This is a genomic window from Aromatoleum sp. (assembly GCF_036675785.1).
GTDB lineage: Bacteria > Pseudomonadota > Gammaproteobacteria > Burkholderiales > Rhodocyclaceae > Aromatoleum.
Genome location: NZ_JAKFEF010000069.1, coordinates 40,630 through 59,743 on the forward strand (window position 1 = coordinate 40,630; position 19,114 = coordinate 59,743).

General features: G+C 67.2%; 19 protein-coding genes, 1 tRNA gene and 1 pseudogene. 11 read left to right on the forward strand and 10 right to left on the reverse strand.

Features of this window, described 5'->3' with window-relative positions:
- The first annotated feature begins 44 nt into the window (after positions 1-44).
- The 3 genes and pseudogenes from V6M37_RS14600 (at position 45) to V6M37_RS14610 (ending at position 1,567) form a co-directional block, all read left to right on the forward strand.
- The gene (locus V6M37_RS14600; RefSeq protein ID WP_332674513.1) at positions 45-446 is read left to right on the forward strand and encodes a cupin domain-containing protein; all 402 of its coding nucleotides are present in this window, start codon (positions 45-47) and stop codon (positions 444-446) included.
- Between the two features lie 318 nt (positions 447-764).
- Positions 765-1,234 (forward strand): annotated as a pseudogene (locus V6M37_RS14605) (CaiB/BaiF CoA transferase family protein); the annotation flags it as partial.
- Positions 1,235-1,354: 120 nt separating this feature from the next.
- A complete protein-coding gene (locus V6M37_RS14610) occupies positions 1,355-1,567 on the forward strand; it encodes a hypothetical protein (protein WP_332674515.1) in 213 nt (70 codons plus the stop codon).
- Between the two features lie 104 nt (positions 1,568-1,671).
- On the opposite strand, the gene V6M37_RS14615 is transcribed toward V6M37_RS14610, so the two are convergent.
- The gene (locus V6M37_RS14615) at positions 1,672-2,127 is read right to left on the reverse strand and encodes a septal ring lytic transglycosylase RlpA family protein (protein WP_332674517.1); all 456 of its coding nucleotides are present in this window, start codon (positions 2,125-2,127) and stop codon (positions 1,672-1,674) included.
- A gap of 247 nt (positions 2,128-2,374) precedes the next feature.
- Here V6M37_RS14615 and V6M37_RS14620 point away from each other — a divergent pair, with 247 nt between their 5' ends.
- A complete protein-coding gene (locus tag V6M37_RS14620; RefSeq protein WP_332674661.1) occupies positions 2,375-3,625 on the forward strand; it encodes a DUF445 domain-containing protein in 1,251 nt (416 codons plus the stop codon).
- Positions 3,626-3,823: 198 nt separating this feature from the next.
- Positions 3,824-4,237 carry a secondary thiamine-phosphate synthase enzyme YjbQ gene (locus tag V6M37_RS14625; protein ID WP_332674519.1) on the forward strand — a complete coding sequence of 138 codons (414 nt, stop codon included), beginning with the start codon at positions 3,824-3,826 and terminating at the stop codon, positions 4,235-4,237.
- A gap of 123 nt (positions 4,238-4,360) precedes the next feature.
- Here the strand turns inward: V6M37_RS14625 and V6M37_RS14630 are convergent.
- Both V6M37_RS14630 and rlmD read right to left on the reverse strand, forming a co-directional pair.
- Positions 4,361-4,450 (reverse strand) — tRNA-Ser (locus V6M37_RS14630).
- A gap of 302 nt (positions 4,451-4,752) precedes the next feature.
- Positions 4,753-6,054, reverse strand: a complete 1,302-nt coding sequence (gene rlmD / locus V6M37_RS14635) for a 23S rRNA (uracil(1939)-C(5))-methyltransferase RlmD (RefSeq protein WP_332674520.1) — start codon at positions 6,052-6,054, stop codon at positions 4,753-4,755.
- Between the two features lie 137 nt (positions 6,055-6,191).
- Between rlmD and V6M37_RS14640 the strand changes: the two genes are divergently transcribed.
- The gene (locus V6M37_RS14640) at positions 6,192-6,680 is read left to right on the forward strand and encodes a DUF7931 domain-containing protein (RefSeq protein WP_442881018.1); all 489 of its coding nucleotides are present in this window, start codon (positions 6,192-6,194) and stop codon (positions 6,678-6,680) included.
- 175 nt (positions 6,681-6,855) lie between these two features.
- On the forward strand, positions 6,856-7,128 hold the full coding sequence (locus V6M37_RS14645; protein WP_332674526.1) for a hypothetical protein: 273 nt from the start codon (positions 6,856-6,858) through the stop codon (positions 7,126-7,128).
- Positions 7,129-7,239: 111 nt separating this feature from the next.
- On the opposite strand, the gene bamC is transcribed toward V6M37_RS14645, so the two are convergent.
- From bamC to V6M37_RS14660, 3 genes are all read right to left on the reverse strand, one after another.
- A complete protein-coding gene (bamC, locus tag V6M37_RS14650; RefSeq protein WP_332674528.1) occupies positions 7,240-8,379 on the reverse strand; it encodes an outer membrane protein assembly factor BamC in 1,140 nt (379 codons plus the stop codon).
- 24 nt (positions 8,380-8,403) lie between these two features.
- A complete protein-coding gene (gene dapA / locus V6M37_RS14655; RefSeq protein ID WP_332674531.1) occupies positions 8,404-9,282 on the reverse strand; it encodes a 4-hydroxy-tetrahydrodipicolinate synthase in 879 nt (292 codons plus the stop codon).
- 106 nt (positions 9,283-9,388) lie between these two features.
- On the reverse strand, positions 9,389-10,315 hold the full coding sequence (locus V6M37_RS14660) for a histone deacetylase family protein (RefSeq protein ID WP_332674533.1): 927 nt from the start codon (positions 10,313-10,315) through the stop codon (positions 9,389-9,391).
- Positions 10,316-10,447: 132 nt separating this feature from the next.
- Between V6M37_RS14660 and V6M37_RS14665 the strand changes: the two genes are divergently transcribed.
- The 4 genes from V6M37_RS14665 to mltB are packed head-to-tail and all read left to right on the forward strand — an operon-like array spanning position 10,448 to position 15,285.
- Entirely contained in the window at positions 10,448-11,365 is a 918-nt protein-coding gene (locus V6M37_RS14665) for an AAA family ATPase (RefSeq protein ID WP_332674535.1), read from the forward strand.
- Between the two features lie 14 nt (positions 11,366-11,379).
- Positions 11,380-12,339 (forward strand): DUF58 domain-containing protein, encoded by a 960-nt coding sequence (locus tag V6M37_RS14670; RefSeq protein ID WP_332674537.1) that lies wholly within the window; start codon positions 11,380-11,382, stop codon positions 12,337-12,339.
- On the forward strand, positions 12,332-14,278 hold the full coding sequence (locus tag V6M37_RS14675; RefSeq protein WP_332674540.1) for a transglutaminase TgpA family protein: 1,947 nt from the start codon (positions 12,332-12,334) through the stop codon (positions 14,276-14,278). The genes V6M37_RS14670 and V6M37_RS14675 overlap by 8 nt, the downstream gene beginning before the upstream one ends.
- The gene (mltB, locus tag V6M37_RS14680) at positions 14,275-15,285 is read left to right on the forward strand and encodes a lytic murein transglycosylase B (RefSeq protein ID WP_332674542.1); all 1,011 of its coding nucleotides are present in this window, start codon (positions 14,275-14,277) and stop codon (positions 15,283-15,285) included. Before V6M37_RS14675 ends, mltB begins: the two co-directional genes overlap by 4 nt.
- Before the next feature lie 164 nt (positions 15,286-15,449).
- Here mltB and rpoS read toward each other — a convergent pair whose 3' ends face one another.
- The 4 genes from rpoS to surE are packed head-to-tail and all read right to left on the reverse strand — an operon-like array spanning position 15,450 to position 18,679.
- Complete coding sequence (gene rpoS / locus V6M37_RS14685; protein WP_332674544.1) at positions 15,450-16,385, reverse strand: RNA polymerase sigma factor RpoS; 936 nt, start codon at positions 16,383-16,385, stop codon at positions 15,450-15,452.
- A 10-nt stretch (positions 16,386-16,395) separates the two neighbouring features.
- Positions 16,396-17,286 carry a peptidoglycan DD-metalloendopeptidase family protein gene (locus V6M37_RS14690; RefSeq protein ID WP_332674545.1) on the reverse strand — a complete coding sequence of 297 codons (891 nt, stop codon included), beginning with the start codon at positions 17,284-17,286 and terminating at the stop codon, positions 16,396-16,398.
- Positions 17,283-17,939: a protein-L-isoaspartate(D-aspartate) O-methyltransferase gene (locus tag V6M37_RS14695; protein WP_332674546.1), complete on the reverse strand. Its 657-nt coding sequence runs from the start codon at positions 17,937-17,939 to the stop codon at positions 17,283-17,285. The genes V6M37_RS14690 and V6M37_RS14695 overlap by 4 nt, the downstream gene beginning before the upstream one ends.
- Complete coding sequence (gene surE, locus V6M37_RS14700; protein ID WP_332674547.1) at positions 17,936-18,679, reverse strand: 5'/3'-nucleotidase SurE; 744 nt, start codon at positions 18,677-18,679, stop codon at positions 17,936-17,938. Before surE ends, V6M37_RS14695 begins: the two co-directional genes overlap by 4 nt.
- Positions 18,680-19,114 lie beyond the last annotated feature (435 nt).

The window sequence follows — 19,114 nt, forward strand, 5'->3', positions numbered from 1 at the left end:
CCCCCTCACGACCGCCCCTCCCCGACGACAACGAGGAACAAGCCATGCCCAATTTCAGAACCTTCGCCATGCTGCTGCTCTTGGCAGCCGGCGCCGCCGACGCACAACAGCCGCCGCCCGGGGCGCGCGTGACCCCGCTGATGACCAAGGCCCTGGCCGACTATCCGGGCAAGGACGCGACGGTCATCACGGTCGAGTATCCACCCGGCGGAGAAAGCCCCGTGCATCGTCACAATGCGCACGCATTCGTTTATGTGCTGGAGGGGTCCATCGTGATGGGAGTGCGCGGCGGCAAATCCGTCACGCTGACACCGGGCCAGACCTTCTACGAAGGCCCGGACGATATCCACACGATCTCGCGCAACGCCAGCGTCACCGATCCCGCCAAGTTTCTGGTCGTCCTGATGAAGAACAGCGGCGAACCCATCTCGACGCCGGTGCATTGACCTCGAAGCTCGCCTGCGGCGCGTCGCAGGCGGCGTCGGACATCGCTGCGCTCGGTCCGACCTACGACTACGCGCCATGACGAAATCGTAGGGCGGGAAAGCGAAGCGCATCCCGCCACGCGGCGAGTGAGACCGCTCCGGCCTGCCACTCAGCGCGCCTCTCGCCATCTGATTCCGGCAATGCTGCGATGCATAAAGCAGGAATACCGCGCCGTTCCGCGGTATTCATTTCTCGCGATCCGCCAGCCATCGCTTCCCGAAACGGACGGATCGCGATCCGCCATCCGACCTCGACAGACGCGAAAGGACGGAAGCGAGATGGCACACCCCCACCCCAACGAAAATGTCGGCAACGGCACCGACCAGCGGCCGCTGCCGCTCGCCGGCGTCAAGGTCGTCGAGCTCGGCACGCTGATCGCCGGCCCGTATGCCACGAGCCTGCTCGCGCAGTTCGGCGCCGAAGTGATCAAGATCGAATCGCCCGCCGGGGGCGCCCCCCTGCGCACCTGGCGCAAGCTGCACAAGGGCACGTCGTACTGGTGGTATTCGCAGAGCCGCAACAAGAAGTCGGTGACGCTGAACCTGAAGTCGCCGCGCGCGCAGCAGATCGTTCGCGACCTCGTCCGCGATGCCGACATCGTCATCGAGAACTTCCGCCCGGGCTCGTTCGAAGCGTTGGGGCTCGGCTGGGAGGTGCTCTCGGCGATCAACCCGAAGCTCGTGACGGTGCTCGTGTCGGGCTACGGCCAGACCGGCCCGTACAAGGACCGCCCCGGCTTCGCGGCGATCGCCGAGTCGATGGGCGGCCTGCGCTACCTCGCCGGCTACCCGGACCGCCCGCCGGTACGGGTCGGCGTGAACTCGACGCCGCGATCACCACGTGGACGTCGCAGCGCGATCTCGACGAGATGCTCGACGTGCTCGAAGCAGCCGACGTGCCGAGCGGACGGATCTCCACCGCGGCCGACATCCACGAAGACCCGCATTACGCAGCGCGCGAGATGGTCGGCCGCTTCGAGCTGCCCGACGGCCGAGAAGATCGAGGCGCTTCGACGGGAGGGGATCGTCTGACGATAGTCGGACGGCGCGGGAGATCGGTCGATGCCCCAGGCGCCGCGTGAAGGCAGCTGGAGTTCGTTGTCCTCGCCACGCGGCGCGCGGGGCCCGCCCCCGCGCACAGACCGGCCCCGCGTTCACCTCGCGCTTCCGGGAATCCTCGCGGATGTCATTTCCTTTCGTCGTCGCCCCATTCCAGCACCTCGACCTTCACGTGCGATCGGCCGTCCTTGATCATCCCGAGCTTCGCCGCGGCCGCCGGGGAGAGATCGATGATGACGCCCTCCTTCCGGTTCGGCCGTGTCGGCCCGCGGTCGTTGATGCGGACCTCGGTCGCGCGCCCGTTCTTCCGGTTGGTCACCCGCACGCGCGTCCCGAGCGGATAGCGTGGATGTGCGGCGACCATCTCGGTCCGGTCGAAGGTCTCGCCGCTCGCCGTCTCCCGCCCGTGCAGGCTGCGCGCATAGTACGAAGCCAGCCCGAGCCTGGTTTCGAGCACCTGCGCTTTGCCGCGCGCCTTGTCGTGGCCGTGCGCGGGAAACGCCAGCAGTACCGCGGCCGCGAACGCGCACACTGACGCCTCGAGCCGGCGCTTCGGCCCGTCATTGCAGCATCCCGGACACATTCCGCTCTCCTTTCCGTCGTTCCTCCTAGTCGCCCGCTTTCGCCAATGGAGGCTCCCGTGCCGTGCCAGCAAGCGGTGCGCCCGCAGCCCGGCGACGACGGTGTGCGCCGCACGCGCGTCTTACCGTATCACGCGCCGAAGGCTACGCTTCGTGCGTCGCCCATGAGTTCCCAAGTCTCACGGGCACTCCGCGGGAGCTGATATGCCGTCTACGTTCGGTGACACGAAGGCGCGCCAATTGGCGAAGATGAAGCGGCTGGCCGGCGCGCTGCTGGTCGCGGTCACGGCCCTTTTCGTCGTCGCGCGCCTGCAGCACGGGGCCGGAATCTGGGGCTGGATCGCCGCGTTTGCCGAAGCCGCGATGATCGGCGCTCTGGCCGACTGGTTCGCCGTCGTCGCGCTGTTCCGGCATCCCCTAGGGCTGCCCATTCCCCACACCGCGATCATTCCCGCGAACAAGGAGCGGTTTGCCGACAACCTCGCGGAATTCGTTCGCGACAAGTTCCTCGCCACCGATACCCTTGTGCAGAAGCTGCGCGCCTTCGGCCCCGCCGATCGGCTGGGCGACTGGCTCCAGCGGCCGGACAACGCGCAGATCGTCGCCGAGAAGCTGGCCGCCGCCCTGGCCGGATGGCTGGACTTCATCGACGACGAGCGCGTGCGGAGCCTCTTGGCCGCGAGCATCCGCGAACGGCTGAAAGAGATCGACGTGTCAGGCGTCGCGGGGCAAGTCCTCGACACCCTGACCATCGACGATCGGCACCAGGAATTGCTGGATGCGGGGCTCAGGAGATTGGCACGCTGGCTCGACGCCCCGGAGGTGCAGACCGCCTTCGCCGCGATGATCATCGAGATCGCCGGCAAGGAGTATCCGAAGACCTTGAAGGCCGTGGGCCTCGTCACCGACACCGAAGAATTCTCCTGCAAGATCGCCGCCAGCATCGTCCGGGGCATCAACGGCTGGCTGCACGACATCGGCGACGACCCGCTCCACCCGCGTCGCAGGGCCTTCGACGAAACGGTCGCCGAATTCATCGCTCGCCTGACGAACGACGCCGGCTTTGTGGCGCGGGCCAACGCCGCGAAGCTGGAAGTACTGACGCACCCGGTCCTGGCCGGCTACCTGAATGGTCTCTGGGACGAGCTGAAAGCCTGGCTGCGCGAGGACCTGCATCAATCGGACTCGCGTCTCAGACAAAGGATCAGCGCCGCCGCGAGCGCTTTCGGCACGACCCTCGCCGAGAACCAGGCGTTGCGCCACTCCCTCGAAGACCATCTCGAATCCGCCGTGGTCGCCCTCGCGGACGACTTCCGCGACGCGCTTTCCCGCCATATCGCCGCAACGATAAGGGGCTGGAAGGACGAGGACCTCGTGCGCGAGGTGGAACTGAGCGTCGGACGGGATCTTCAGTTCATTCGGCTGAACGGGACGGTCGTCGGGGGAGGAATCGGACTGCTCCTGCATGGGCTGACGTTGCTGGGTTCGCGCGCCTGGTAGGCGAGACCTTTGAACGCTCGCGATTCGAGCGCTGCGTGCTCCCGTCGCGGCGGGCTTTCCTCGCTGCATGGCGAAAGTTTCCTCCGCGGACGCCTCGCTCCGTGCAGGAGCCAGTCGCAACGGCAGAAACATGGACGCCTGCCTCGTCGCGGATTCGTGCCGCTGCCCGGCGACCGGGCCCAACGAAGAGAGTGACCGATGACGCATCAAGAAGTGTTCGAGTTCCATACCAAAGGCCGGGGCATGAGCGAAGTCACCGGCGAGGTCACGGCGATTGTCGCGCGGTGCCCGGCGGGGGCTGGCGTCGCTCACGTATTCGTGCGGCACAGCAGTTGTTCATTGCTGATCACCGAGAACGCAGCCCCCGACGTGCGCCGGGATCTGGAGACGCTGGCCGGACGCTGGGCACCGGATGGGGACCCGGCCTACCGGCACAATCTCGAGGGCGCCGACGACATGGCTGCGCACGCCCGCAGCATGCTGAGCGGCACCTTCGTCACCGTCCCGGTGAGCGACGGCCGCTTGCTGCTCGGAACTTGGCACGGGATCTACCTGTGGGAACATCGCACGCGCGGCCATGTCCGCGAGATCGTCGTGACAGTGCTTCGTTGACAGCCGCCACGCAGCGCCCTCCGCTTCGACGGCCGGCCAATGGCGTTAGGATGACAGCCCCGCAGCCGAAAATCGGCTGCTGCACAGCCTGCTGAAGCTGCTCGAAAGGACGTAGGCGCCGATTGGCGGAAGCGGTGAGATTCGAACTCACGAGGGGCGTGAACCCCTGGCGGTTTTCAAGACCGCTGCCTTAAACCACTCGGCCACGCTTCCGTTTTTGCTCTGAGTTGCGGAGACGATTTCCGCAAATTGCGGAGACTCGATGAAAAAGCGGTTAAGAATCAAAGCGATTCTTCCCGGATTTCAAGACCGGTGCAATCGACCACTCTGCCCCGTTTCGGGGAGTGGCGGAGTATATCTCAGTCCGTCTCAGTCCGGCGACACGCGGCCGCACTCCTGCCGGTCGCCGTCGATTCTTCGCCGTCTCGCGCAGCAGCCTCGTGCGGTCGCGCAGCAGCCGCTTTTGCGCGCCACACGTCCTCTTCCGGCGCGAGCACGCTCGCACCGCCGACTCATCAGTCGCGCTCGAACAGCGCGATCGATTCGACGTGCGAGGTCTGCGGAAACATGTTGGCGATGCCGGCACCGGCGAGCCGGTAGCCCTTCTCGCGCACGAGCACGGCGGCGTCGCGCGCGAGCGTGGCGGGATTGCACGAGACGTAAACGATGCGCGGCGGCAATTGCTGCGGACCGAGCGCCTTGACAACCGCGATCGCGCCCTCGCGCGGCGGGTCGATCAACAACTTGTCGAGCGGCCCGAGCGCGGCGAGGCTGTCCTCGGTCACCTCGAACAGATTCGCCGCATGAAACTCGCTTCGCGCTTCGAGACCATTGCGACGCGCGTTCTCTCTCGCGCGCGCAACGAGCGCGTCGCTGCCCTCGACGCCGATGACCCGCGCCCCGCGGCGGGCGATCGGCAGGCTGAAATTTCCGAGACCGCAAAACAGGTCGGCAATGCGTTCGCCCGGCTGCGGGTCGAGCAGTTGCATCGCACGGCGGATCAGGAGCCGGTTGACGTCGTTATTGACCTGCGTGAAGTCCGTCGGCAAGTAGGCCAGCTTCAGGTCGAACTCCGGCAGCGTGTAGGCGAGTTCCGGCACGTTCTTCGGGTGCAGGTGGTGCGCGCTCTCCGGTCGGCCGGGCTGAAGCCACACCTGCACTCCATGTTCCGCGGCGAAAGCGGCGAGCCGTGCATCGTCTTCCCGAGTCAAAGGGAGCAGGTTGCGGAAGACGAGGACCGTCGTCGCGTCGCTGACCGCAACCTCGATCTGGGGAATCCGGTCCGCGATCGAAAGCCCACCGATCAGCTCATGCAACGCGGGCAGCATTTCCGACACGTGCGGCGGCAGAACGTCGCAGCGCTGCATGTCGGCGATGTAGCTGCTGCGTCGCTCGTGAAAGCCGATCAGCACACCGCCCTTGCTCGGCACGACCCGAACTCCAATCCGTGCGCGGTAGCGGTAGCCCCATGACGGCCCGTGAATCGCCGGATAAACGACCGCGGGTTTCACCTTGCCGACGTGCCACAGCGCATCTTCGAGCACCCGCTGCTTCCCTGCCGCCTGGGCGACGGGGTCCAGATGCTGCATCGAGCAACCGCCACAGACCGAAAAATGCGGACAGCGCGGCGCGACCCGCTGCGCACCGGACTTGACGATGCGGGTCACCTGCGCGAGGTCGTAGCTCGGTCGGCTGCGATACACCGAGTATTCAATTTGCTCGCCGGGCAGCGCACCTTCGACGAAGACGACTTTGCCGTCGACATGGGTGACGCCGCGGCCTTCATGATCCAGCGACTCGATGACTGCGGTAGGCATGGACGGCCCGCCCCAAAAGAGCGCGATTTTACCGGCCGGCGGCCCGGTTTTGACACTGCCGCCTATAATTCCGCGGCGAATCGCGCAGCGTGGCGCGAGAATCCGGAAGTACCGACTGCTACCGCAGGAGCAAGCCGATGAAGGAATTTTCACCGCGCCGGTTCGACAGCTATGCGAGCTACCGTTCGGCGATGCTCGCCGCGCTCGACGTGGCGACAAGCACGATCGCGATATTCGATCCCGACCTTCGCGACGCCGGCCTGGAGAATTCGGCGGCGATCGTGGCCCTCGACAGGCTGTGCCGCACGTCGCCCCGCCGCGAAGCGGTGCGCATCCTCGTCCACGCGGCCGATTTTGCCGAACGCGAATGCCCTCGCCTCGTCGCGCTGATCGGCGCGTTCACCCACCGCGCCGCCCTGCGCGTCACGAGCACCCCGTTCCTGAGCTGGACGCAACCGTTTCTCGTCGCAGACGAACGGCATGTCGTCACGCGCTTCGACCGGGACGGACCGCGCGGCAAACTGGCCGTCGAGGATGAGCGGACCTCGTCGATGCTTCTCGCCCAATTCGAAACGATGTGGATGAGTGGCACGCCGACGACAACCGGCGCCCCTCTTGGGATTTAGCGGACAAGGGGCGTTGTGGCGGCGCAACACGAAGGTGCCTTTGAAATAGGCGTCCGTGCTAGAATTTTCGTTGGTCTTTCGGCTGCCCACTCGTCCGGCTTATCCGGACAATGCCATCGGCAGACGACGCTGATCAACTGCTGTCCTCACCCCCGTCAAAAAAAGGATTCAGAACATGAAGCAATCGCTCCTCGCCGCCGCCCTGATCGCCCTCGCCGTTTCCGCCTGCGGCAACAAGGAAGAGGCCGCGCCTGTCGCCCCGACCTCCGAGCAGACCGCCCCGGCGGCCGCGCCGGTCGAGCAGGCCGCCAAGGAATCGGTCGAAGCCGCCAAGGAAGGCGCGGCCGACCAGGTCGAAGCCGCCAAAGAAGGTGCCGAGCAGGCCGTCGAAGCTGCGAAGGAAGGCGCCGAGCAAGCCGTCGAAGCCGCGAAGGAAGAAGCGAAGTAATCCACGCTTCGCGACAACGAAAAGCCGGCTGCGAGCCGGCTTTTTTGTGTCCTCGCCATGCAGCGGTCGAGTTTCGCGAAGCGGGGCGCCGCGGAAGCGCCCCCTTCTTTCCTAGCGGAGTTGCTGCTGCAGCAGGCCGAGAATCTTGCCTGCGGTCTCCGACGGGTCCTCGCCGCCCTCGCGCGTGAGCACCGACACCGTCGACGCCTCGCCCTCGCCCTGCACCCGGATGCGGTATTCGCTGCCGCCCGCGACGGCATCCTCCTTGTCCCGCCAGAACGCGAGCTTCGACAGGAATCCTTCGGACTTCTTCGACTGGGCGCCCACTTCAGGGTCGACATAGCGGACGAAGTACAGCCCCTTCGAACGATCGCGGTCTTCGACCGTGAAGCCGGTTCGATCGAGCGCCAGGCCGACTCGCCGCCACGCCCGGTCGAAGGACTCTTCGAGCGCCAGACTGACCTTTCCGCCCGCCGCGCTCTTGAGTTCCGCGCGCTGCGGTTCCGGCGCGGCCTTGACGATCGCCTGCGCGCGTGCCTCGTCCGCGCCGAGACGAACCATCAGCCGGCGCAGCATTTCCGCTTCGAGCTCCGGGTCGGCGGGGCGCGGCTGCCAGACTGTCGTGTCCTTCGCTTCGTTCGGGTAGATCTCCATCATGCCGCGATGGCTGATGTAGATCTCGACAGTGCCGGGCTCCTTGCCTGCCTCGAAGCGCGTACGGAACTTGTCGCGTTCGGGCGTCGAGAACAGCCCGTCGAGGACCTTGCCGAGCGTCGAGCGCACGAAATCCTGCGGAATCTTCGCCCGGTCCTCGGCCCAGTCGGTTTCCATCACCCCGACTTCCGGCCGCTCGACGTCGAGGATGAAGCCGAGTTCGAGCCAGAAATCCTTGACCTGCGGCCACAGCATGTCCGCCGACCCCGGCACGACGAGCCATCGCTGCGTGCCCGCGCGCTCGACGCGCATGCGCTCGACGGCAGGGAGGACGTCGGCGCCCGATTTCGCCTGCGGCTGGGCCGCGCGCTCGTTGCTGTAGGCCGAGAACGTTGCCACGCCGCGCGGCGAAACATCGGGAACGGCGTAACGGTCGTCGCGTGTCGGCTCGGTGAGATCCGGCGGGATTTCGAGCGGCGGCAGCTTCTGCGCACTCTTGTAGTCGATCTTCTTCGATTCCAGAAGCGAACCGGAGCACCCTGCGAGGGCAACCGATAGCGCGATGAGTGACGCAGAAGTGCGGACAGTGCGGTTCATGAGTTTCAAGCGGTCCTCGAGGATTCAAACATTCACGCCGGCCCGGCGCATCGCGAGTTGCACCCGCTCGTGCTGCGCCGGCGAGAGCGTCGTAAGCGGCAGGCGGATGCCGGCCTGGATCAGTCCCATCCGCGCCACCGCCCACTTCACCGGGATCGGGTTCGCCTCGCAGAAGAGGTCGCGGTGCAGCGGGACGAGACGGGCGTTGATCTCGCGCGTTTTCCGGGTGTCACCGGCGAGCGCGGCGGCGCACATCTCGTGCATCGCGCGCGGCGCGACGTTGGCCGTCACCGAGATCGTCCCGTGGCCGCCGAGGAGGATGAAGACGGCCGCCGTCATGTCGTCGCCGCTGTAGAGCGCGAAGTCTCGCGGCGCACGTTCGATCAGGTCGCAGGCGCGGTCGATGCTGCCGGTCGCGTCCTTGATGCCGACGATGTTCGACAGTTCCGCAAGCCGCAGCGCAGTGTCGTTGCCGAGGTCGGCGACGGTGCGCCCGGGCACGTTGTACAGAATCAGCGGCAGCTCGACCGCTTCGGCGATCGAGCGGAAGTGCCGGTACAGGCCTTCCTGCGTCGGCTTGTTGTAATACGGCACGACGGAGAGATGCGCGGCGGCGCCGGCCTTCTCCGCGAAACGCGCCAGCTCGATCGCTTCGCGCGTGGAGTTCGCGCCGGTGCCGGCGATTACCGGAATCCGCCCCGCCGCGTGTTCGACGGCGACCCGGATCAGCTCGCAATGTTCGTCCACGTCCACCGTCGGCGACTCGCCGGTCGTGCCGACGATGACGATGCCGTCGGTGCCTTCGGCCACGTGGAAGTCGATCAAGCTGCGCAGACGCGGGAAATCCAGGCTGCCATCCTCGTTCATCGGGGTGACGATGGCGACAATCGATCCGGTAATCATGGGAGTGGCCGAAAGATTAAAAACGCTGATTCTACCCGATCGCCGCACGACGACTAGTGCGGGTCCGGGTAACGTCCGCCGACACGAGGTCGGGCGGCGGACGGCATCACAGGTCGGCCAGCGCCTTGATGTGGGCAACCACGGAGCGGGCGAGCGACGACAGCGCGTACCCGCCCTCGAGGATCGAGACGATGTTCCGGTGCCCGCAGTCCTCGGCGACCGCCTTGATCTGCTGCGTCGCCCAGACATAGTCGGATTCGACGAGCCCGAGCGAGCCCATGTCGTCTTCGTAATGGCCGTCGAAACCCGCCGAGATGAAGATCATCTGCGGGTTGTGGTCGCGCAGCGCCGGCACCCACATATCGCTGACGATCTGGCGGAAAGTGTCGCCGCGCGTGCCGGCCGGCACCGGAACATTGACCATGTGCGAGGACGTGCAGTCCGCACCGCTGTACGGGTAGAACGGGTGCTGGAAGATGCTCGCCATCAGCACGCGCGGGTCGTCGCGGAAGATGTCCTCGGTCCCGTTGCCGTGGTGCACGTCGAAGTCGACGATCGCGACGCGTTCGAGCCCGTGCGCCTCGAGCGCATGGCGCGCGGCGATCGCGATGTTGTTCAGGAAGCAGAATCCCATCGCCTTCGATCGCTCAGCGTGGTGGCCGGGCGGACGCACCGCACAGAATGCGTTCTCGATCTCGCCCTTCAGGACGAGGTCCGTGGCGAGCACGCCGGCACCGGCCGAGCGCAGCGCGGCCTTCAGCGTGTCGGGATTCATCGCGGTGTCCGGATCGAGGTGGCGGATGCCGTGCTCGGGAACGCTCGCCTTCAATTCTTCGAGGTAGCTTTCGGGGTGCGCCCGCGCGATCTGTTCCGGCGTCGCCTGGGGGGCATCATAGAACGACAGGTAAAGGTCGAGACCGGCGGCGATCAGCCGGTCGTTGATGGCCGCGAGCCGGTCCGCACATTCCGGGTGGAAACTACCCATGTCGTGCAGCCAGCACTCGCGGTGCGTGATGAACGCCGTCGTCGTCATACTCCCCCTCTATCCGGCGCGGCAAGCTCACGCCTCGATCCTCGAACTGGCCGGTCCCGCCTCGGGCGCGGCCTGATGGTCTTTGTCGTCTATTATCGCCGCTTCACCGCCAATTTCACAGTACGCCGAACCATGCCCCACCGCCACGCGACGCGCCTTCTCGAAGCGGCCGGCTGCATCATTCTCGGGAAGGAACGGGAGCTGCGGCTGGCGCTCACCTGCCTCGTCGCGCGCGGCCATCTGTTGATCGAGGACATCCCCGGCGTCGGCAAAACGACGCTGGCGCACGTGCTCGCGCGCCTCGTCGGTTTGCAGTTCCAGCGCATCCAGTTCACGAGCGATTTCCTGCCGGCCGACATCCTCGGCGTCTCGGTCTTCGACCGCGACACCGGCGCGTTCCGTTTCCACCCCGGCCCGATCTTCGCGCAGCTGATCCTCGCCGACGAGATCAACCGCGCGACGCCGAAGACGCAGAGCGCACTGCTCGAAGCGATGGAGGAACGGCAGGTCACCGCCGACGGCGAGACACACGTCTTGCCCGAGCCCTTCTTCGTCATCGCGACGCAGAATCCTTCGCACCAGATCGGCACTTTTCCGCTGCCCGAAAGCCAGCTCGACCGCTTCCTGATGCGCATCCGGCTCGGGTATCCCGATCGCAGCGCCGAGCGCGCGTTGCTGATGGGCGAGGACCGGCGCCAGCTGCTGGAGCGCCAGGAACAGGTCATCCGCCCGCGCGATTTGCTCGATCTCCAGCGCGCCGCGCGCGACGTCACCGTCGCCGAGCGGCTGATCGATTACGTCCAGACGCTGCTCGCGAGCACGCGGCAGGACGCCGAACTCGCGGTCGGCCTCAGCCCGCGCGCGGGACTCGCGCTGCTCGCAGCCGCGCGCGCGTGGGCGCTGATCGACCGGCGCGACCACGTGCTGCCGGAGGACGTGCAGGCGGTCTTTCCGCATGTTGCCGGACATCGGCTGCATCTCACCACCGACGGGCGCGCGGCCGGATCCGACGTCCTGACCCGCCTCATCCGCAGCGTCCCGGTCGTCTGATGCGGCGATTTGCGATGCTGCGCGACCGGCTGTCCGGCTGGCTGCTCCGTGCGGGGCCGCCCGAACCGTCGCCGATCGTCCTGGGCCAGGGCCGCATCTTCGTGCTGCCGACCCGAGCCGGCGTCGGTTTCACCAGCGCGCTCCTGGTGATGCTGATCGCCTCGATCAATTACAACCTCGGCCTCGGCTTCGCGCTCGTTTTCCTGCTCGGCGGCGTCGGGGTCGCGAGCATGATCCATGCGTTCCGCAACCTGCTCCACCTGTCGGTCCGGCCCGGCCGCGCCGCCCCGGTGTTTGCCGGAGAAACGGCGCAATTCCACCTTCTCGTCGGCAATGCGCGAAAGGGCCGGCGGCCGGCGCTAAAGCTCGGAGCACCCGGGGCGGGCACGTCGTTCGAACTCGCGGGGGGCGAGACGATCGACGTCGCGCTGACGGTCCCGAGCAAGCGGCGCGGCTGGAAGCCGCTCGGCCGTGTCGTGCTCGAAACCGCCTATCCGCTCGGCCTGATCCGCGCGTGGTGCGTGCTGGTCCCCGATCTCGATTGCCTTGTCTATCCGGCGCCGGAACGCGACGCGCCGCCGCTGCCTCGCCGGACGGCGAATGACTCCGGCGAGCGGTCCCGGCGATCCGGCGACGAGGATTTCGCGGGACTGCGACGGCACCGACCCACGGATTCGCCGCGCCACGTCGCGTGGAAGGCGGTCGCCCGCGGCGGGCCGATGCTGACGAAGGAGTTTGCCGGCGCGGAAGGGGGCGACGTGACCCTCGACTGGCATGCCCTCCCGGAAGACCTCGACGTCGAAGCCCGGCTTCGCCGGCTCGCCGCGTGGGTCGTTGCCGCCGAAGCCGCTTCGGTCGCTTTTTCGCTGAAACTCCCGGACGGCCGGTATGGTCCGGATGCCGGCGTGGCCCATGAGGAAGCCTGCCTGAGGCGGCTCGCGCTGTTCGGCTTGCCGGAAGCACGGCATGGTTAGATGGTTCCCGCTCGACCACCAGTCGGCGCGCTGGCTTCTGGCGACCGCGGCCGCGACGCTCGCGCCGCACGCGATCCATCTGCCGCCGTGGCTCCTGGCGATCTGCGCGCTGCTGCTCGCATGGCGGTCGCAACTGCCGTGGCAGAAGGGCGCGGCCGGTCACCGCGTCGCGATCCTGTTCCTCGCGCTCGGCACCGCGGTGGGGGTCAGGCTGCATTTCGGCCATTTCTTCGGACGGGATTCCGGCGTCGCGCTGCTCGCGGCGCTGTTGTGCCTCAAGGTCCTCGAAAGCAGCAGCGCCCGCGACGTCCGCGCCTGCGTGCTGCTAAGCTTTTTCCTGCAACTCGGGCTGTTCTTCTACGACCAGACGCCGGCCATCGGCGCGCTCGCGCTCGTCGGAAGTCTGCTCGCGATTGTCACGCTGACGAGTCTTCAGGACGCGGCAGCGCCGCTCGCCGCCCAGTTGCGGACTGGCGCCCTGCTGCTCGCCCAGGGCCTTCCGTTCATGATCGCGCTGTTCGTGCTGTTCCCGCGTGTGCAGGGGCCGCTGTGGGGATTGCCGGCCGACGCGTACGCCGGGCGATCCGGGCTGTCGGATTCGATGACGCCCGGGTCGATCAGCCAACTCGGCCTGTCCGACGCGATCGCGTTCCGCGCAGCATTCCGCGCCGCCCCGCCGCCACGGGCGCAGCGCTACTGGCGCGGGCCCGTGCTGACGACGTTCGACGGCCAAACGTGGCGGCCGGGCAGTTACACGGTCGCGTCGCAGCCGTCGTACCGCGCGGCCGGCCCGACGTACCGCTACCGTCTCACGCTCGAACCTCACGGGCAGAACTGGCTGCTCGCGCTCGACTATCCGGCGGGTGTGGTTCGCGGCGCGCGCTATGCGAGCGACCATCGCCTGCTTGCCGACGCGCCGCTCCGCGGCCGCAGCCGCTTCGACCTCGTCGCCACGCCATCCGCTCTGATCGGTCTCGACGAGAATTCTGCCGTTCTCGCCGCCGCGCGCCACCTTCCCCCCGAGTCGAATCCGCGCGCGCGGGCGCTCGCCCGGAAATTCGCCGAAAGCGACGCTTCGCCCGCCGTGATCCTCGAGCGCACGCTCGCCCACCTGCGGGCGAGCCGCCTGACCTACACGCTGAACCCGCCGCGGCTAGGCAAGCACAGCGTCGACGGGTTCCTGTTCGATACGCGGCGGGGCTTCTGCGAGCATTTCTCGTCGGCGTTCGTGTTCCTGATACGGGCCGCGGGCGTCCCGTCGCGCGTCGTCACCGGATATCAGGGCGGCGAAATCAACCCGATTGACGGCAGCCTCGTCGTGCGTCAGTCGGATGCGCATGCGTGGGCCGAAGTCTGGCTCGCCGGACGGGGATGGGTCCGCGTCGATCCGACCGCGCTCGCCGCGCCGCTGCGGATCGAGGCCGGACTTGGGGCGGCGCTGCCCGAAGGCGAACCGCTGCCGTTCATGAGGCGCACGCAGTTTGCGTGGCTGCTTGCGGTGCGCAACCAGTGGGAAGCGGCATCCCATACCTGGAACCAGTGGGTTCTTGGATACAATCCGGACCGGCAGCGCGAACTGCTCGCTCGACTCGGTTTCCCCGGTACCGACTGGCAAGCCCTCACCGTGCTGCTGGGCGCGACCGGTGCGGGACTGATGCTGCTGCTCTTCGCGGGGGCCTTCCTGCAGCGGAACACCGCCGATCGGCTCGACAGGGCGTGGTCCGCTTTTTGCCGGAAGCTCGCGAAGCGCGGCGTCGCGCGACAGCCGTGGGAAGGCCCGGTCGACTACGGCGTTCGCGCGGCAAACGCCTTTCCCCGCCAGGCTGCGGCACTGCACGCGATCGCGGCGAACTACGCCCGCTTGCGATACGGACCACTCGCCGAACCGGGAGCAGTTCTTGAACTCTACCGGCGAATCAGGAGATTGAAGCTTCAATGAAGGTCACGATTACCGGCGCGCTGCTCGCGCTCCTGCTGCTCGCGGGTCCCGCGCAGTCCGATGCGTCCTACCTCGAGCGCGAGGACGTCAGAGCCTTTGCGCGGGAGATGGCGGAAAAACACGGCTTCGACACCGCCGAACTGCTCTCGGCGCTCCACCGCGCCGAGCATGATCCGCGAGTGATCCGGCTGATCACGCCGCCCGGCGAGCCGGGCGTGCGCTCCTGGCAGCGCTACCGCGCGCGCTTTCTCGACGTCGCGCGCATCGAAAACGGCGTCGCTTTCTGGCAGGAAAACGAGGCGGCGTTGCGCGAAGCCGCCCAACGCTACGGCGTCCCGCCCGAAATCGTCGTCGCGATCCTCGGCGTCGAAACGTTTTACGGCCGCAATGCCGGCAGCTTCGAGACGGTGTCCGCGCTCGCGACGCTCGCATTCGATTACCCGCCGCGTGGACCGTTGTTCCGCCGCGAGCTCGAAAACCTGTTCCTCCTCGCGCGCGAACAGGAGCGCGACCCGTTCAGCTACCAAGGCTCATATGCCGGCGCGATCGGCTATCCGCAGTTCCTGCCGAGCAGCATGCGGGCATACGCGGTCGACTTCGACGGCAACGGGAGAATCGATTTCGAATCCGGGCCCGACGACGCGATCGGCAGCGTCGCGCGCTACCTCGCCGAACACGGCTGGCGACGCGGGGAACCGGTCGCCGAACCCGCTCGAATCGCGGGCGCGGATCCGCAGCCCCTCGTTGACGCCGGCATCGAGCCGGCGCTCCCGCCCGAGACGCTCACGCACGCCGGCGTCACTACGGCGAACGGCACACCGCCGGCCACCATCGCGACCCTCGTCGACCTCGCAACGCCGGGAACGGACACCGAGTACTGGCTGGGCTACCGCAACTTCTACGTGATCACGCGGTACAACAAGAGCAGCTTCTACGCGATGGCGGTGTTCCAGTTGGGGCAGGCGTTGCGGGAAACGCAGGACGCGGCAACGGCTGCGGGCCTCTGAACTGGGCGGCTCTTCCGGCCGCTGCGGCGCGCCGATGAGGCGGGGCATCTCGCCGGACGCACAACACAGGAAACGGCAATCGAGCGCAGGCGTCGCGCGGAGCGGGAGATGGCCGGATGCGCCGGTACCCGGCGACGCAATGCTACCGAGGGTCGGAAACCCGCTTACAGCAACTCGTCCCGCGATATCCCGCGGCGCTTGACCGTGCGCCGCAACTGGCCGAGCGCTTCGAGCTGGATCTGGCGCACGCGCTCGCGCGTCAGGCACAGCCGCGACGCGAGTTCCTCGAGCGTCATCACCTCGCATTCGTCGAGGCCGTAGCGATGCCGGATCACGAGGCGCTGCTTTTCGTTCAGCATTCCGATCCACTCCTGGATCAGCGACTCGACTTCGGCGTCGTGGATGTGCGAATCGGGGGGCTCGGCCTGGTCGTCGGCGAGCGACTCGCCGATCGACAGCGTCGGGTCGATGTCGAGCGGGGCGTCGAGCGAGGCGGTGTGTTCGCTGAGCGCGAGGATCGCCCGGACTTCGTCGACCGACTTGTCGAGCCGCGACGCGACCTGCTCGAGGGTGAACTCCCCGTTCCCGGACGCTTCGAGATTGCGCTGCGCGCGAAGAACCTGGTTGAGTTCCTTCACGACATGGACCGGCAATCGGATCGTGCGCGACTGGTTCATGATCGCGCGCTCGATGTTCTGGCGGATCCACCAGGTCGCGTAGGTCGAAAACCGGAAGCCGCGTTCCGGATCGAACTTTTCGAGCGCGTGCATCAAGCCGAGGTTGCCCTCTTCGACGAGGTCGAGGAGCGGGATCCCGCGGTTGAGGTAGTGCTTGGCGATATTGACGACCAGGCGCAGGTTGCGCTCGATCATGATCTGGCGGGCGGGAAAGTCGCCGACGCGGACCCGCCGCGCCAGCGCGGCCTCTTCCTCGGCCGTCAGCAGCGGGTTCGCGCCGATCTCGTTCAGGTAGATCTGAGTGACGTCGCTGAGAAACTCGTTCTCGAAGGCCGGCGCGGCCCGCTCGACGAACACCTCCACCTCGGGAGGCAGATCCGGTTCCTGACTATCCGCATCGTCACGACTCACCGGATCGTACATAGCCTCCTCGTCAGCGTGCTGGCAGATACTTCATCGGGTCGACCGGACGTCCCTGCTTGCGGATCTCGAAGTGAAGCTTCGGGCGATCCGCATCGGTACTTCCGAGTTCGGCGATTTTCTGGCCCTTCGCGACCGACTCCCCTTCCTTTACCAGGAGCTGCTGGTTATGTGCATAGGCGGTGAGGTAGTTCGCGTCGTGCTTGATGATGACCAGTTTTCCATAGCCGCGCAACCCACTTCCGGAATACACCACCTTGCCCCCGGCCGAAGCGATCACCGAGTCGCCGGGCTTGCCCGCGATGTCCAGTCCCTTGTTCGACGCCTCGTCGAACGTCCCGATTATCTGGCCGTTCGTCGGCCACAGCCATACCGGATCCGACGTAGTCGAGCCATTCGCGGCGTTCGGCGCGGGAGAAGGCTGCGGGGGCGGTGCAGCCGGAGTCGCCTTCGGCTGGATGGCCGCCCAGGCCTCGTCGCTGTATGGCTGCTTGCCGCCCCGCGGTTCCTGTTTGACCGTCGCCCTGGCGCTTTCCATGCCGGGCTCCATCTCGATCGGCTGCGAGATCGCGATCGGCTGCACCGTCGTCCCGCTGGGAGGACCGACGAAGATCTCCTGGCCAACGTGGATCTGGTTCGGATCGGCAAGCTGGTTCCACGCGATCAGGTCCTTCGTCTGGACGCCATAATTGCGCGCGATTCCGAGCAGGGTGTCCCCCGGGCGGACGATGTGCACCGGCTGGCCGGTCGAAGACGGCGGGGCGGCGCCGGCACCCCGCTGCGACGAAGGCGGCGTGGTGTCGCGCACCGGGGCCGGCGATGGCGCGACACAGCCGGTCAGCAGCGCGGCGAAAAGGACGAGCGTGAGAAATCGCGGGGCGTTCGAATTGTTTTGATGAGTCATTCCATTCCAGTTAGCAAGGGCACGAAGCGAACGGCCTCGTACCGGCTCTCCTTGAAAACATTACCTTGACGTTCGACCATCACGAGCCGCTGATCCGCGGTGCCCAGCGGCATCATCAGCCGGCCCCCGGGCGCGAGCTGCGCCTTCAGCGATGACGGGACACTTTGCGCCGCCGCCGCGACGATGATCGTGTCGAACGGGGCCGCCTCCGGCAGCCCGAGGCTACCGTCGGCACATTTCAGCCGCACGTTGGGAAGCCTCAACGGCCGGAGGTTTTCGCGGGCGACATCGAGCAACGGCCGAATCCGCTCCACGGCGTACACCTCGGTGGCAACGAAGGACAGCACGGCCGCCTGATACCCGCAGCCGGCGCCGACTTCCAGGGTTCGTCCCAACTCGCGCCCGGCGCGCAGGATCTCGATCATCCGCGCGACGACGAGCGGCTGCGAAATCGTCTGCTGATAACCGATCGGGAGCGCGGTGTCGTCGTACGCGCTATACGCGAGGCCCTCGTCGACGAACTTGTGCCGCGGCACCTGCATCATCGCGGCGAGAACGCGCTCATCGGTGATCCCCTGTCCCCGCAAGCGCTCGACCATGCGGCCACGCGCGCGTCCGGCCGCCTGGCCGGCGTCCCGCGAATGCAGAGTCATTTACGAATCCACTCGCCGACGGCAGGAATGAGGCCGTTATGGGTCAGATCGATCTGCAGCGGCGTGACCGAAACGAAACCGTCCGAGACGGCGTTGAAATCCGTCCCGTCTCCCGCGTCCGCTGCCTGCCCGGCGGCGCCGATCCAATACACGGTGTCGTTGCGCGGCGTAACGCTGCGGATCACCGGTTCCGCCTTGTGCCGCTTGCCGAGGCGGGTGATGCGGGTGCCTTTGAGATCGTCGTAGGGCAGGTCCGGAACATTCACGTTGAGCAGCACCGGTTGCTGGAACGGGGCGCGCGTGAAGCGCTCGGCGAGATCGCGCGCGACGCGCGCGGCAGCGGAAAAATCGGTCGCCGCCTTGCTGACGAGCGAAACCGCAATCGACGGCACGCCGAGCAGATAGCCCTCGGTGGCGGCGGCGACAGTTCCGGAGTAGATCGTGTCGTCACCCATGTTCGCGCCATGGTTCACGCCGGACACGACCATGTCCGGGAGATGGTCCAGCATACCGGTCACGGCGAGGTGGACGCAGTCGGTCGGGGTGCCATTGACGAAGTAGAAGCCGTTTGCCGAGCGCCGCAGCGACAGCGGCCGGTCCAGCGTGAGCGAATTGCTCGCGCCGCTGCGATCGCGCTCGGGCGCGACGACCGTGACGTCCCCGACCGCGCTCAGCGCTTCCGCGAGCGCGGCAATGCCGGGCGCAAAATAACCGTCGTCGTTGCTGACCAGAATCCGCATGCTTGTTCCGTTCGGAGCGGCACGTGCTGAACGCCGTGCCCGTTGTATCGCCGAGGCGACGGAGGATCTTAGCACAGCGGCACACCGCGCTCAGCGCGTCGTGAGCACCGGACCGGACGACGCTTGCGTCGTTGAGGTCGCGTGCCGCGGCCGCTCGAACCCCGTCGCCGCGCCCCGGGGCGAGGCAGCCCGAACTTTTTACATCCTCCGGTCCGTCGCGGGTAGCTTTTACCGATGCCGCTCGCGGCCGCCTCTGCCGGCCGCCGGCACCTTTCTTGCCGTTCGCGTCACGCAGAAGCGGCAGGAGACGGCCATGAGCGGAGGTTTCGGCGATCGCGACCTGGAACGCACCAGCGCAGGGCGCCTCCAGCGGCGCTTCGCATGCCGCGGGGGCGCTGCACACCGGGCTCCGGGTCCCGTTAGCCCACGCGGCGC